The following is a 15,008-nucleotide window of genomic DNA, read 5'->3' on the forward strand; positions in this document are numbered from 1 at the left end:
GTCCAGGCCCTCTAGTCAGATGTAGTTGCGATTACTTCGTCGCCTTCACCCAGCCATCGCGGTTGAAGCGCTTGACCTTCGCCTCGTCCAGTTCGATGCCGAGGCCCGGCGCACCCGGCACCGTCAGTTCGAAGTCGCTGTAATCGAGCGGCTGCGTCAGGATGTCTTCGGTGATCAGCAGCGGCCCGAACAGCTCCGTGCCCCATTGCAGGTTCGCGAACGTCGCGAACAGATGCGCCGACGCAATCGTGCTGAACGCGCCTTCGAGCATCGTTCCGCCATACAGTTCGATGCCGGCTGCGTCGGCAATCGCAGCGACGCGCTGCGCGGCGAACAGGCCGCCGCTCTGTTCGATCTTGATTGCGAACACGTCGGCGCCTTTGTTCCTCGCGACCTCGAACGCACTCTCCGGACCTTGCAGGATCTCGTCGGCCATCAGCGCGACCGGAAAACGACGCATCAATCGCGCGAGCGCAGCAGCGGATGCAACAGGCTGCTCGACCAGTTCGCAGCCCACGTCGGCCAGCGCAGGAATCGCGGACGCGGCTTCGGTCTCGCTCCACGCCATATTGACGTCGACACGCACAGCAGCACGTTCGCCGACGGCACGCTTGATCTCCGCGACGTGCGCGATGTCGGTCTTCCAATCCTTCGCCCCGATCTTCAGTTTGAAGACGTTATGCCGGCGCGCTTCGAGCATCGACTCGGCTTCGGCGATGTCCTTCGCGGTATCGCCCGACGCGAGCGTCCATGCTACGGCGACTCGATCGCGTCTGCGGCCGCCTAGCAGTTCGCTGACCGGCACACCCAGTCGCTTGCCGTGTGCATCGAGCAGCGCGGTTTCGATCGCGCTCTTCGCAAAGTGGTTAACCTTGATCAGCCTGCCGAGATGCCCCATCAACGCCTGGATCCGCGTGGCGTCGCGGCCGATCATCGCGGGCGCGAAGTACGAATCGATCGTGAGCTTCATCGACTCAGGCGATTCCGCTCCATAGCCAAGGCCCGCAATCGTCGTCCCTTCGCCGATGCCGACGACGCCGTCGCTGCAGTACAGCTTCACGAGCATCAACGTCTGCCCGTGCATCGTCGCGACGGAGAGTTTGTGCGGACGGATCGTCGGCAGATCGACGAGAGAGGTTTCGATGCGTTCGATCGTCGCTGCGGTCATGGCAAAAGGTGCGTGTGGTGAAGTCAACGCACCGATTTATACGCTCGGGTACGCGCCGCAGTCCAACACCCTTTGGGTTGCTTTCCATACCTGGGCGGTATGGAAAGCGCGCTGCCTCACTTCCCCATCGCAGTCGGACTCGGATCATGAAACAGCCGATAAACCAGCGTGCGCAGCCACTGATGCCCTTCATCGCGATGAAAGCGCTCATGCCAGAACTGCGCGATGTCGATCGGTTCGATGTCGAACGGCAACGCGAGCGCATGCAGATCGGGCCGCGTCAGCACGCGGGCGAGCCGGCTCGGAATGCACGCGACGAGATCGCTCGATGCAACGATCCGGTCGAGCCCGAACGAATGCGCAAGCCTTAGCGCGACGCTGCGCGCGCCACCGTGCTGCGTCGACAACGCATCGAGCGCCGCTTCGAAGCGTGCGTGGCTACCGGCAGTCGGCGTGTAGACGACATGCTCCGCCGCGAAGAACTGCGCATCGGACAACTGCGCGCCGATCGACGGATGCTCGTGCCGCACCAGCGCCACATAGGTCTCATGAAAGAGCCGCTGCTGATGAAAGTCCGCATGCAGCCCGGTGAACATGCCGAGCGCGAGATCTATCTGGCCGAGCTTCATCATTTGCTGCGCTTCGTCGAGCGGCGGATCGCTGGTGACGATGCGCACGCCGGGCGCGATCTGCCGCAACTGTGCGACCAGCGTCGGAATGAAGATCGCCTGACCGAGATCGCTGACGTACAGGTGAAACGTGCGCGTCTCCGAAGCGGGATCGAACGGCCGCCCCGCCTGCATCGCGAGCCTCAGCGACGCGAGTCCAGCATCGACGAGCGTCGCGATGTCGTCCGCGCGCGACGTCGGCTGCATGCCGTCGGCGGTCTTCACGAACAGCACATCGTCGAACAGCGTGCGCAAGCGCTTCAGCGCGTTGCTGACGGCCGGCTGCGTCAGATGCAGCGACTGCGCCGCGCGCGTCGTACTGCGCGTCCGGTACAGCACGTCGAACACAAGCAGCAGGTTCAGATCGATGTTGCGCAGCACGGTATCGGGTGTCATCGCGAGGCGGGGTCCGGGTCATTGATCCGCTGAATACAGCCATTCAGTCGATCAATTTAACAGAGGCTCCGTCGATCCCTATGCTGAGTTCGAAGCGGATGCACCGAACACGATGCGCTTCCCGCTGACTTCTCTCACTCACTGTGGATCTGACATGGACAACAAGATTGCGCTCGAGGAGCACTTTGCATCGCCGGACACGATCGGCGATTCCGAACGCTTCTTCACCACCGATATCTGGCAGGTGCGCCGACGTCGACTGCTCGACTTCCAGGAAGAACGGATCGAGCGGATGGACGCGGCAGGGATCGGCTACGCGATCCTGTCGCTGAACGCGCCGGCCGTGCAGGCCATTCCCGATCGTCAGCGCGCAATCGACGTCGCGCGCCGTGCGAACGATCTGCTCGCCGAACAGGTCGCGCGCCGCCCGGACCGCTTCGGCGCATTCGCGGCGCTGCCGCTGCAAGACCCGGAAGCGGCGACGCGCGAGCTGCAGCGCGCGGTGTCCGAACTCGGCTTCAAGGGTGCGCTCGTCAACGGCTTCTCGCAGGTCGGCAGCGAAGACGATTCGACCTACTACGACCTGCCGCAGTACTGGCCGTTCTGGGCCGAAGTCGCGAAGCTCGACGTGCCGTTCTATCTGCATCCGCGCAATCCGTTGCCGGGGCAGTTGCGTTCGATCGAAGGTCATCCGTGGTTGATGGGACCCGCGTGGGCGTTCTCGCCGGAGACCGGTGTGCATGCGCTGCGTCTGATCGGCAGCGGACTGTTCGATGCGTACCCGAAGCTGCAGATCATTCTCGGCCACCTCGGCGAACTCGTTCAGAACAACATCTGGCGCACGTCGCACTGGGCGTCCGCGAACGGCAAGAATCCGCTGGGCGTGAAGGCGAAGCGGCCGTTCATCGACTACTTCCGCGAGAACTTCAACGTCACGACGAGCGGCAACTTCCGCACGATCGCGATGCGCAATGCGATCGACGAAATCGGCAGCGACCGCGTGCTGTTCTCGTCCGACTATCCGTTCGAGGAAATGGAAGAAGCGGGTAGCTGGTTCGATCTCGCGGAGATCGGCGAGAACGACCGGCTGAAGATCGGCCGCGACAACGCACGACGACTGTTCAAGCTCGACTGATTCGCTGCGTCTGCTGCACCTGCTGTACCCACATTGCCGGGCGACCCCGATCGCCCGGCTCACAACAAATCGAAGGAGACACCTTGCAACCCGCCCACGCATTCGACGTGCAGCGCTGGATCGACGCGCAGCCGTTTTCCCGCTTCCAGTTTTCGATTGCCGCACTGTGTTTCGCGGTCGTCGCGCTCGACGGTCTCGACACCGCGCTGATTGGCTTCGTCGTGCCCGCGCTACGCGCTGACTGGCACACGACGAGCACGACGGCCATCTCGCTGCTGCTCGCCTCCGGTCTCGCCGGGCTCGCGCTCGGTGCGTTCTTCGCCGGACCGCTCGGCGATCGCATCGGACGCCGACGATTGCTCATCATCTCGGTACTCGGCTTCGGCCTCTTCAGCATGTTGTGCGCGCTCGCGCCGGAGATCCATTCGCTGATCGTGTTCCGCCTGCTGACCGGCATCGGCCTCGGCGCCGCGATGCCGAACGCGATCACGATGACGTCCGAGTACAGCGCGCGTCCGCGTCGCGCGCTGATCGTCACGACGATGTTCTGCGGCTTCACGTTCGGCTCGGCGGGCGCCGGCTTCGTAGCAGCGCAGGTGATCCCGCACTACGGCTGGCACACGATGTTCCTGATCGGCGGCGCCTTGCCGCTCGCGCTCGGTCTCGTGATGCTCGCGGCGTTGCCCGAATCGATCCGCTTCCTCGTCCATCGCGGCGCCCCTGCGAAAGAGATTGCGGCACTACTGCGCCGCATCTCGCGCGATGCACCGGACGGCGACGTGCGCTTCATCGTCGATGAGCCGGTGACGACGTCCGTCCGTTCACCGGCCAGGCAACTGTTCGCGCCGACGCTGAAGTTCGGCACCGTTGCGCTGTGGTGCGTGTTCTGGATGAACCTGCTGGTCGTCTACCTCGTCACGAACTGGCTGCCGAGCCTCTTTCGCGACGCCGGCTTCGATCTCGCGCAGGCCGCGATCGTCACCGCGATGTTCCAGCTCGGCGGCACGGTCGGCTCGATTCTGATCGGTCGCGCGATGGATCGCTACAACGCGTACGCCGTGCTCGCCATCGCGTACGGCGCGGGGGTGCTGTGCGTGCTGCTGGTCGCGTGGCGTTACGACGAACTGCTGTCGCTGTGCGTCGGGATCTTCGGCGTCGGCTTTAGCGTCGCCGGTTCGCAGACGGGCGCGAATGCACTCGCCGCGGGCTTCTATCCGACCGGCAGTCGCGTGACGGGTGTTAGCTGGGCACTCGGTGTCGGACGGCTCGGTGCGATTTCCGGCTCGCTTATCGGCGCGCTGCTGATAGCAAGCGCGATCGGGCTGTCGAACATTTTCATGCTGCTGATCCTGCCGATCGGCATCGCAGGCGTCGCGATCAGCACGATGGGCTTTCACTACATGCGGACACCAGGCGTCGCGCGCGCGATCGAGTGAACGGGCTCTCGACCTTCAAAAGACTCACGCAGTTCAAAACACGCAGTTCAAAACAAAGAACAATCCAGGAGACATCAATGCATTCGTTCGACGAACGTCGCCGCATGGCGATGCTATGTACGCTGCTCGGCGCCACCCTCGCCGGCAACGCGTACGCGCAAAGCAGCGTCACGCTCTACGGCAGCCTCGACGCGGGCGTCGCGTACGTGAACAACCGCGACGGCGGCAGACAGGCCGCGATGCTGCAGGGCATCGCGCAGCCTGACCGCTTCGGATTCACCGGCACAGAAGCGCTGGGCGACGGCTGGAGCAGCGTGTTTCGCCTCGAAAGCGGCTTCGCGACCAACACCGGTGCGCTGTCGCGGCCCGGCGTGCTGTTCAGCCGGCAGGCGTATGTCGGCCTGTCGTCGACGCACTACGGCACGCTCACGCTCGGCGAGCAGAGTTCGCTCAACTACGACTGGGTCGCGCCGATGACGAACAACTTCCAGGCGGGCAATCTGCTCGCGTCGCATCCGGGCAATCTCGATGGGCTGGTCGAAACGACGTCCGCGCAGGAAGCGAATGCGATCAAGTACCGGTCGCCGGCATTTCATGGACTGTCGCTCGGCTTGCTGTATGGCCTCGGTGGTGTGGCGGGCAATTTCTCGAATGGGCGGATCGCGGGCGCGGCGCTCAATTACTCGAACGGTGCGTTATCGATCGCGGGCGCTTACGTGAACGAACACAACCGCGCGCTCGGCGCGATGCTCGGCGATACGACGGCCGGTCTCGGTCTCGCGACGTTCCAGGGGCAAAACGCGCTGTCGTATGTCGCCGACAAGGTCGAGAACGCGAGCGTCGGTGCGCGCTACGACTGGGGCCGCGTGCGGCTGCATGCGGTGTACTCGTATGTGAAGCTGGTATCGGGCGCATTCTCCGATACGTACCGCTCGTACGACACCGGCGTGAACTGGATGACGACGCCGGCGAACACGGTGTCCGCCGGCATCGACGAGGCGACGTTCATCGGGCGGCATTATCTGACCGCGATGCTCGGCGACGTGTATTCGCTGTCGAAGGCGACGCAGGTTTATCTGCACGTGGTCGCGCAGCAGGCTACCGGTACGGCGAACGCTCGGGCTGCGATTTTTGCGGTGGGGGCGTCGGGGACGCCGCGGCAGGTGGTGTTTGTCGCGGGGATTCATCATCTGTTTTGATGATGCGTGCGGGCCGATGTGCGACCTCACCTCAATGCACATCAACCCGCCAACGCCTACCCCGGCCCATTCGCCCCCGACGGCTGATTGTCCGCAATCAGATCGATCGGCGGCATGATGCCCGCGGTCAGCAATGCCTGATCGAACTCGGCCGCGTTCTTCTGCATCGGCTGGTTCTCCCATTGACCATCGCCGGCCTTCAGCGCGCTCGCGACCGCATCGGCCTGCTGCGGTGACAGCGAATTCAGCCACGCGACCATCTTCGATTGCGGCGCATTCGCGTAGTGGAAATACTGTGTGAGGAACGAGCCGGCGGTCGGTGCGTGCGCGTCGAAACTGAACGAATGCTTGGCCAGTTGCTCGGCGACCTCGGGCTTCACGCCGATCGCGACGAGGTACTGCTGATCGTTGCTATCGAACGCATGCGAATGGTTTTCCGCGCTGCCGATCGTGAACACGCCCGCGCCCGCCAGCATCACCGCGGCGCCGATGCCGGTCCAGCCGACCGCGCCCATGCCGATGCCGAACACCGTATCGACGCCCAGCGCCTCACCCGCCGTGCCGAACAGGAACGCGGTATCGCCCGCCACGCTCAGCGTCTCGCCGGCCGCATGTTCGTAGTCGCCCGGCGTTTTTGCATTGGCGAAGTACGTCACCGCGTTGGCCGCGTCGATGCCGAAATAGGCGAGATCCGCCGTATCGTGAAACACGGCGCCGGCCGTGCCTTTCAGCAATGCCTTCGTGCTGTCCGACACGCTCATGCCGTCGACGGCGCTCGACAACCGCTCGTAGGCCGCCGCGATCGGCGTCTGTCCGGAACCGGGGCGCACGGTCGCGAGCGCGCCGCTGTTCGGCAGTACGGCGGCCATCGATTGCGACAGGCCGAACAGACCGTGCTGCGCGGCATACGTGCCGTCCTCGATGATGTTCGCGACGCTATGCGGTTCCGTGGTGATGTTGTCCAGACAGAACGCCCCGTTCTGCAGAAACAGATAGCCGCTGATGCCCTTGTTAGCGCGCTCGATGATGGTGTTGAAACTCTTGCCGTCCGGGCTCAGCAACAGATTCTTCACCCCGTCGGGCAACTTGTCGCGCAGGCTGAATTTGCCGAGGCTCGCCGGCATCGACGAGGGGTCCTGGACCAGCAGCGCCTTCAGCGATTGATAGATCACGTTGCGCGACGAGCGCTGGAACCACAGCGTATTCGTGACCGTCGTATTGCGCGTCGTTGAATCGCCCGCCTGCGCCGAATCGGCAAACGTCGGCACCGCGTCGAGTGCGCGCAACACGCTCGGCGTAGCCTGCACTGCGCCCGGCGTGACGTCGCGCGGCGCGTCGTGATTGAAACCGGCGACGCCGTTCAGGTCCGGCGAATACGCGGCGACCGCCATCTGCATGCTGTTGTATTGCTCCTGCAGGGTGACTTCCTGCAAGCCGTCGGCATTGAGTTTTTTCGCGTCGTCGGGATTGTCGGCGAGCAGTTTCTGGATCGCTGCCTGCTGTTCGGCAGGCGTGCTGTCACCGCCCCAGTCCTGCAACGGCACGCCGAGGAACTGTGCGTCCTGCGCGGTCTTGCTGTTGAGGCTTTTCACCGAACCGGTGAACGCGTCGATGCCCGCGCGCGCCGCCTCGAGCGCGATCGTCTGCGTTGCCGGATCGTTTTTTGCCGCGACGGCCAGCGCGAGCGACACGTTACCCTGCGACGAGCCGTTTTCGAGCACCTTGAACATCACCGATGGGTCACCGATCAACTGCGGGGTGTTCTGCATGCTGCCCGACTCGGCGACCACGTCGGCGGCGATCTGATCCACCGCCGACTTGCCCATGCCGGGATGCCCCTGATCGCTTTCCACCGCGTGCTGACACGCGGCAGACAGATCGTTGGTGATCGAGATCGAATCCGGATCGCTCCACTGAATGCTACCAAGGCTCTTCTTGACGACCGCCTGAATGCGCGGGTCGGACATGATCTGCCCCACCTGCCCTGGCGTCATGGTCTGCGGATCGGTCATCTGGTTCAGCGTTTTCATCGCCGAGGCCGCGCCGCCCTTGTTGTAAGCGTCCTGAACCGCCTTGATGGGATTGTCGATCAGCACCTGCTGCTGCGCGTTCTTGATGCCCTGCTCGACCGCCTTCGCGAACTTCGGATCACCGCCCGCGTAAGTGAGGTAGACGCCGCCGCGCGCGGAAATATCGCCGACCGCCGCATCGCCCTGGTCCTTGCCGACGAACGTGACGATCTGCTGTTGCGTGAGGCTTTGCACTTGCGACCAGTTGCCCGCGGCGGCGGCTTTGTCGATTGCGCCAAGCTGATCCGGTGTGCGGCCCTGGGCGTTGAGATCCGCTGAGTATTTGGCGACGGCCGCATCCACTGCTGTGCTCAGCGTCGGATCGTTCGGCGCGCGCTGCTTGATCGAATTCGCCAGCGACGCGAGGTCCGGCACAGCCTGCTGCGTGCCCGCGTAGTCGAGTTCGGTATAGATCGTCGCGGCAAGCTGCTGCTCGTCGGCGGTCTTTTTGGTCGGGTCCGTCTCGTGTTCCGCTGTGTTGAGTTGCTGGCGCTCCTGCTCCAGCATGCCGAGTCGCGTCGAGTCGAGCACGGTCACGGTCTTGCCGTCCGTGATGTAGTAGACCGCGTTGGTCGGATTCGCGGGCCGGTTGCCGAACGGCTGACGGTCGAGGTACGGCGTGGCCGCGAGATTCGCGTCCAGCAGCGGCGTGGCATCGACGAGATCCTTGCCGTCGAACACGTGGTTCTTTTGCAGGACGCTCCACGCCGATTCGCCATCGGTGATCGTGTACTGCTGCTCGCCGAGCGGCGGCAGACCCGGCTTGAACAGTCCGACTGTTGCAGGCGGTTGCGCCTGGGTCGTGGGCGTCGTGCCAGGGTCGGGCGTATCCACCGTGAACGCCGCCGTGCCGGAACTCCAAACGCTTGCCGGCGGCTTCTTGTCGTCTTTCGCGCTCGCTTTGTGGATCACCGCGTTGCCGTCGTTCTGCAGCATCAGGCTCGCGCCGGGCGAACCAGTCGTCTTGCTCGACCAGACCGTCTGCGTGCCCTTGACGACGACGAGGTTGCCGTCCGTCTGCATGGTCGCCGACTGCGCACCGCTACCTGCCGTGCCGGACGACCACAGCACCTTGTGGTTCGCCAGATCGGTGAGGACCAGATTGCCGTCCTGCTGCATCTTCAGGTCGTACTGGCCGTTCGCGGAACGAATGTCCTGCCCCGCCTTGAGCGTCGTACCTGCGGCCAGTTGACCGGCGAGGGTACCCGGCGGCTGGCTCGGCGGATTGGCGGGCGGCGTCGCGGGCGCGGACGGTGTCTTGGGAGCGCTGCTCGCGGATGGTGTTCCGGCAGTCGACGGTTTCTGGCCCGGCGGTTGCGGCACAGGTCCCGGCGAAGGCTGCGGCGTGGGTTGCAGCGTCGGCAGGCCGGTGTAGGACGAGAAGGGGTTGAAACCGACTGACATTCGAAACTCTCCCAGAGCGCTTTTAACTTGTTGGGTCGTATAGACGACCTTTAGTTATAGCGGCGTAAGGGTGCAGGCTTGAGTGCTGCGTTTCGTAGTCCTACGATGAAAAGGCGGGTCGATATGCGGATGCACTACCTGTCTCGTCCGTGCGCCTGACCTCCCGCATCGCCTGTCCACCTTAAGCGGAAACAGGCGCGATCGCACGGGCCTCGTCACCTGATCTCGTGAAGATGTAGCGCTTGCGCGATTCGATCACCGTGGCCGATCTTCGCCTCGTTATGCTTCGGCGTGCGCAGCACTGCGGCCGCACGATCGGCGACAGCATCCCATAGTGCTCCGGCATCCGGATCACATGCATCCCTTCGTCGTTGACGATGCGCGTGTCCGCATCGGCGAACACATAGAGTTCGCCACCACGCGCACGCACTTCCTGAATGTTCGACTTCAACTTCTCGAGCAGCGCATCGTTCGGCGCGACGGTAACAACCGGCGTCGCCTCGGTGACGAGCGCAAGCGGCCCATGCTTCAGCTCACCAGCCGGATAAACTTCCGCGTGAATGTACGAGATTTCCTTGAGCTTCAACGCGCCGTCGAGCGCGATCGGATAGTGCAGCCCGCGCCCGAGGAACCGCGCATGTTCCTTGCGCGAAAACTCCTCCGACCACGCGATGATCGGCGGCTCCAGTGCCAGTGGCGAACGGGCGCGGCCGTCTCGCTGTTGAAACTGGATGCCCATCCATCGGCAATGAGTCGGAGCGCTGCGTGAGACGGCAGCGTCGAACAATCAGACCACCCGTTCCAGCATCAACGAACGCGTGGCCGCCCGACTCCCGTCGATCGTCACAATCATTACGGGGGCAAAAGCACCTGTCGACCATGGCCTGTCGCATCGAGAACGACTGGACTCGCACGTAGCTTGCAATCTGTCATCTCCAGTTCACATGCCAAAGACGCGCGCCTGGATTTCGACGGCCGGCTCGGCATTTTTTGCTGCCCCAATAGCGCTGTTTAGAGCGTTTTGCGTCAAACAATTCCGACTGCGCAAACGGCGATCCGGTTTCCCGGCCAGGCGGCACAAGAAGCGCTACTCCTCGAATCGTCGGCATGTATGATGTGACACTTGTTGCATGACGCATGCATCCACTCGGGAGCGAAGATTGAGCGATCAGAAAAATTTGGCGACCATTCTGGAAAAGAATGAAGGTTCGATCCTACCGGCCTGGGTCAACGAACAACTGGCCAGCAGCGCCCGCCAAGGCGTCATCTCCGAAGGAGAGTTGAGAGAGACATCGAGGATATTTCTGTCACTCTTTGCCAAAGCGATAAAAGGCGACTACGACTCGGAGCTGACGGGCGAAGCCTGGCAACCAATCAGAACGCACCTCACTACGTTGTCGCGAGAACGATTGATTCAGGGATTCTCGCCTGCAGAAACAGCCACCTTCGTTTTCTCGCTGAAAAAGCCGTTATTTGACACGCTGCGCAAGAATCTCGCCAACGATGCCGAGCGCCTTGCCGATGAAGTGTGGAAGCTGACGCTAATCCTCGACAAGCTGGGTCTCCTGACAGTAGAGGCGTACCAGCAAACGCGTCAGGAAATTATTGAGCGTCAGCAGCAGGAACTCCTGGACCTGACTACACCGGTGGTCAGGTTGTGGGATTCGATTGTCGCGCTGCCCTTGATCGGCACGCTCGACAGTGAGCGCACACAGGTCGTGATGGAAAGCCTTCTCGAAGCGATTGTCGATAATGAGGCCGCTATAGCCATTATCGACATTACCGGGGTTCCCACAGTCGATACACTGGTTGCGCAGCATCTGTTGAAGACCGTTGCCGCGGCGCGCCTGATGGGGGCGGAGTGCATCATCAGCGGTATTCGTCCGCAGATAGCTCAAACCATCGTGCACCTCGGCGTCGACCTCGGCGACGTGGTGACGAAGGCCACCCTGGCCGAAGCGCTCAAGGTCGCGCTGCGACGTGTCGGACTGGCAGTGGGCAAGGCCGTGTCGCCAAAGCAGGAAAACTGACATGGAGCAGATTCCAGTTCTCAAGCTCGGCGAGTTTCTGCTGGTGTCGATTCAGGTCGAGCTGCATGACGAATTGGTGTTAAGTCTGCAGGACGACCTGACATCGCGCATCGAGCGCACCCGCGCGAAAGGCGTCCTGATCGATATCTCTGCGCTGGAAATTGTTGATTCTTTCATCGGCCGGACGCTGGGCCATATTGCCGCAATGGCCCGCATCATGGACGCAGCCACGGTCCTCGTGGGCATGAGGCCTGCTGTAGCGATTACGCTAGTCGAACTGGGCATGTCGCTTCATGGCATCCGTACCGCGCTCGATGTTGATAAAGGTATGTCTCTACTCCGTGCTTCGCTGGACGATGCAGGAGAGTCACCATCGTTAACATAAGCGAAGTCGTACTGGATATTCGCTCAGGCGACCAGATCAATCTTGCTCGCAAGACAGTCCAGGATTGGGCTACCCGGTTGGCGTTCGGCACGCTTGAGCGGACCAAGTTCGTCACTGCCGCGAGCGAACTGGCTCGCAATACACTGGTCCACGGCAAGGGCGGCACACTGACGATCGCGGAAGTCAACCACGGTGGACGAACCGGCCTCAAGCTGGTCTTTCAGGACAATGGGCCCGGCATCGCCGATATTGACCGTGCGCTCCAAGACGGCTTCAGCACGGCGAAGAGCATGGGACTCGGACTGGGTGGAGCGCGCCGGCTCGTCAGCGAATTCGAAATCACATCCACGGTAGGCCAGGGAACCCGAGTGAGTATTACCCAATGGAAGCGACGCTAAGGCTGACCGATAAAAGTGGTGTCGCAGATGCGCGTCGACGAGCGATCCACATGGCACACATACTGGGTTTGTCCGAGCAGCGTCAAGCAGACGCTGCGCTGGTTGTGACAGAAGCCGCTACCAATATCCTCAAATATGCCGGCCAGGGCGAAATAACGCTCAGAAATTACGACGAAAACGGTAGTCAAGCTCTCGAAATCATTGCCCTCGATCGAGGACCCGGAATTGCGAACATCGCGTCTGCGATGACTGACGGATTTTCTACCGGGGGCAGTCTCGGGGCTGGGCTAGGGACGATTGAACGACATTCAACGCATTTCGATATTTATTCGGGCGCAGGTATCGGCACCGCATTGTTAGCGCAAATCGCGAACTCGTCAGAAGCAAAATCGGGCAGATTCCAGATAGGCGTTAAATCGACACCGAAAGCCGGACAGGACGTGTGCGGCGACGCGTGGGGGATGCGCCACGTTGGAGGCAACCTGTGGGTCACGCTGCTGGATGGACTAGGTCACGGGCCAATGGCGCTGGAAGCCTCGCATCGAGCGGTCGGTGTGTTCCTCGACGCTGATCCACGCGACCAGCCTGCCGATGTCCTCCGGCGCGCTCACCAGGGCATCAAGACAACACGCGGCGCAGTGATGGCGGTTGCGATGTTCGATGCGGACAAACGGGTTTTATCGTTCGCCGGCGTTGGAAATATCGTGGCAATCGTCACCTCCGGAGATAGCGCGCAGCATCTGCTCTCGACCGATGGAACCGTCGGCTACAACATGCGCACGGTGCGTCCCAGCGAGGCGCCCTGGGCGGTGGGCAGCGTGTACATTGCTACGACGGATGGCCTTTCAACGCGCTGGAATCTGACCCGGCATCCTGGTCTGGTTCGACGGCATCCGAGTCTGATCGCCAACGTTCTGCACCGCGACTTTGCACGCGATGCAGACGATGCGACGATCTTCGTCGTCAAGGCATCCTGACATGCGCCATCGAATCCTCTCGACCCCCATCAGCTCGAACCTGAGCCTCGTGGCCATTCGTGACCGCACGCGTCAGATCGGTGAGTTATTCGGACTGGACAATGTCCAGCGGACTCGTTTCATCACCGCGGTTTCGGAAATCGCGCGAAATGCGGTGCAATTCGCGGGCGGCGGTACATTGACCTTTCTTGTCGGTGACGCCACGGATTCCGATGGCTCGCAGTGCATCGTTGCAGTGGTTAGCGACAGCGGCCCTGGAATCAGTAACATCGACGAACTGCTGGGAAGCTCACGGGGACAGCGGGAGGGTGATGGCGTCGGTATCCCTGGAAGTCGACGAATGATCGATGGTTTCTTTATCCATTCTGAACCGGGAAAGGGAACCACGGTAACGCTAGAGATGTTTCTTCCCCGGGGCACGGTGCGACTGTCCGGACGCGAGGTAGGCGTGCGCGTGGATGAGCTGACCCGACGTAAGCCGCAGACGCCTATCGAAGAGCTGGAGCAGCAGAATCGCGAAATGATGCAGACACTTGAAGAACTGCGTCAGAAGAAAGCTGAACTTGAAGAAGCCGATACGCGAAAAAACGAATTTCTCGCAATGCTTGCCCATGAGTTGCGCAACCCGCTCGCCGCGATTTCGCTCTCGCTCGAGCTTGCCGAGCATAGCGATACCGACTCCCGCAAACAGACCTACGCGGTTATCGGGCGACAGACGGCGCAATTGTCCCGAATGGTCAGTGATTTACTGGATGTTTCTCGCATCACACGCGGCAAGGTCGAATTGCAGACAGAGGTCATCTCGATTTTCACGTTGATAGACGGTGGCATCGAAATGTCCCTGCCGGAATTGACGAAACGTGGCCATCAGGTGATCGTCGAGCGGTCCGATGGACCGATATCGGTTCGAGCCGATGCCGCAAGGCTCAAGCAGGTGTTCAACAACATCATCCACAATGCTGCGCGATATACGCTGCAGCCCGACACGATCCGGATACACGTGGCACGCGCAGACAACGAGGTGCACGTATCCGTGAGCGACCGGGGCGTGGGCATTGATTCGACCATGCTGCCACGGGTATTCGACCTGTTTGCCCAGGCACCGACCTCGATCGCCCGTAAGGATGCCGGGTTGGGCATCGGATTGACGGTCGTGCAGCGGCTCGTGCGGGACCACGATGGATCGGTAGAGGTTTTCAGCGACGGCGTAGGCGCAGGGACCCGAATGATGGTTACGTTGCCCATCGTTGACGAGCAGGTACCCGAAGTCGAGGCAGTGCCGCATCACGTCGCTGGAACGGCAGTGCATAAGGTGCTCGTCGTTGACGATAACAAGGATTCAGCAGATGCTCTGGCCGCGCTGCTTGAACTGCATGGCTATCAATGCGTGGTCGCCTACGATGGCGCAAGTGCATTGGCATTGACTGAGACTTTTGTGCCCACAGTTAGCGTGATCGATCTGGGCTTGCCGGACATGTCGGGATTCGACGTTGCGATCGCGCTACGCAAAAGACCTGGCCTTGGGACGTTGACCCTTGTCGCGCTGAGCGGATATTCGAGCGGCGACTATCGTAGCAATGCTTCCCGGGCCGGCTTCGATCACTACTTCGCGAAACCATTGTTGATCGGTGATTTCTTGAATTTTTTGTCGAGTGTCGAGACTTGATACGACTGCATGCACCGACGGCTCACACCGCCGATCGACAGATCCCTGCCTCCTGAAAGTCTCAGCATGGGGTTGCG

11 protein-coding genes and 1 pseudogene are annotated in these 15,008 nt (G+C 61.9%); 8 read left to right on the top strand and 4 right to left on the bottom strand.

Annotated features, from left to right (window positions below):
* Window positions 1–31 precede the first annotated feature (31 nt).
* Both E1748_RS22710 and E1748_RS22715 read right to left on the bottom strand, forming a co-directional pair.
* Window positions 32–1,168: a muconate/chloromuconate family cycloisomerase gene (locus tag E1748_RS22710; RefSeq protein WP_133649537.1), complete on the bottom strand. Its 1,137-nt coding sequence runs from the start codon at window positions 1,166–1,168 to the stop codon at window positions 32–34.
* A gap of 116 nt (window positions 1,169–1,284) precedes the next feature.
* Window positions 1,285–2,232 (bottom strand): LysR family transcriptional regulator, encoded by a 948-nt coding sequence (locus E1748_RS22715; RefSeq protein ID WP_133649538.1) that lies wholly within the window; start codon window positions 2,230–2,232, stop codon window positions 1,285–1,287.
* Between the two features lie 154 nt (window positions 2,233–2,386).
* Between E1748_RS22715 and E1748_RS22720 the strand changes: the two genes are divergently transcribed.
* The 3 genes from E1748_RS22720 to E1748_RS22730 all read left to right on the top strand — a co-directional run bounded on the left by E1748_RS22720 (window position 2,387) and on the right by E1748_RS22730 (window position 6,002).
* Entirely contained in the window at window positions 2,387–3,367 is a 981-nt protein-coding gene (locus tag E1748_RS22720; protein ID WP_133649539.1) for an amidohydrolase family protein, read from the top strand.
* An 83-nt stretch (window positions 3,368–3,450) separates the two neighbouring features.
* Window positions 3,451–4,803, top strand: a complete 1,353-nt coding sequence (locus E1748_RS22725; protein WP_133649540.1) for an MFS transporter — start codon at window positions 3,451–3,453, stop codon at window positions 4,801–4,803.
* A gap of 77 nt (window positions 4,804–4,880) precedes the next feature.
* On the top strand, window positions 4,881–6,002 hold the full coding sequence (locus E1748_RS22730; RefSeq protein ID WP_133649541.1) for a porin: 1,122 nt from the start codon (window positions 4,881–4,883) through the stop codon (window positions 6,000–6,002).
* A gap of 56 nt (window positions 6,003–6,058) precedes the next feature.
* Here E1748_RS22730 and E1748_RS22735 read toward each other — a convergent pair whose 3' ends face one another.
* Both E1748_RS22735 and E1748_RS22740 read right to left on the bottom strand, forming a co-directional pair.
* Entirely contained in the window at window positions 6,059–9,475 is a 3,417-nt protein-coding gene (locus tag E1748_RS22735) for a hypothetical protein (protein WP_133649542.1), read from the bottom strand.
* 310 nt (window positions 9,476–9,785) lie between these two features.
* Window positions 9,786–10,175, bottom strand: a pseudogene (locus E1748_RS22740) (SIS domain-containing protein); the annotation flags it as partial.
* 460 nt (window positions 10,176–10,635) lie between these two features.
* Here E1748_RS22740 and E1748_RS22745 point away from each other — a divergent pair.
* Genes E1748_RS22745 through E1748_RS22765 form a run of 5 tightly spaced genes read left to right on the top strand, consistent with a single transcriptional unit; the run spans window position 10,636 to window position 14,931 of the window.
* Entirely contained in the window at window positions 10,636–11,505 is an 870-nt protein-coding gene (locus E1748_RS22745; protein ID WP_240766764.1) for an STAS domain-containing protein, read from the top strand.
* Window position 11,506: 1 nt separating this feature from the next.
* The gene (locus tag E1748_RS22750; RefSeq protein ID WP_133649544.1) at window positions 11,507–11,890 is read left to right on the top strand and encodes an STAS domain-containing protein; all 384 of its coding nucleotides are present in this window, start codon (window positions 11,507–11,509) and stop codon (window positions 11,888–11,890) included.
* Window positions 11,878–12,288 (top strand): anti-sigma regulatory factor, encoded by a 411-nt coding sequence (locus E1748_RS22755; protein ID WP_166653643.1) that lies wholly within the window; start codon window positions 11,878–11,880, stop codon window positions 12,286–12,288. The genes E1748_RS22750 and E1748_RS22755 overlap by 13 nt, the downstream gene beginning before the upstream one ends.
* Window positions 12,273–13,265: a SpoIIE family protein phosphatase gene (locus E1748_RS22760; RefSeq protein ID WP_133649546.1), complete on the top strand. Its 993-nt coding sequence runs from the start codon at window positions 12,273–12,275 to the stop codon at window positions 13,263–13,265. Before E1748_RS22755 ends, E1748_RS22760 begins: the two co-directional genes overlap by 16 nt.
* A 1-nt stretch (window position 13,266) precedes the next feature.
* A complete protein-coding gene (locus tag E1748_RS22765; protein WP_133649547.1) occupies window positions 13,267–14,931 on the top strand; it encodes an ATP-binding response regulator in 1,665 nt (554 codons plus the stop codon).
* Window positions 14,932–15,008 lie beyond the last annotated feature (77 nt).

Source organism: Paraburkholderia flava, from assembly GCF_004359985.1.
In the GTDB taxonomy this organism is placed as follows: Bacteria; Pseudomonadota; Gammaproteobacteria; order Burkholderiales; family Burkholderiaceae; genus Paraburkholderia; species Paraburkholderia flava.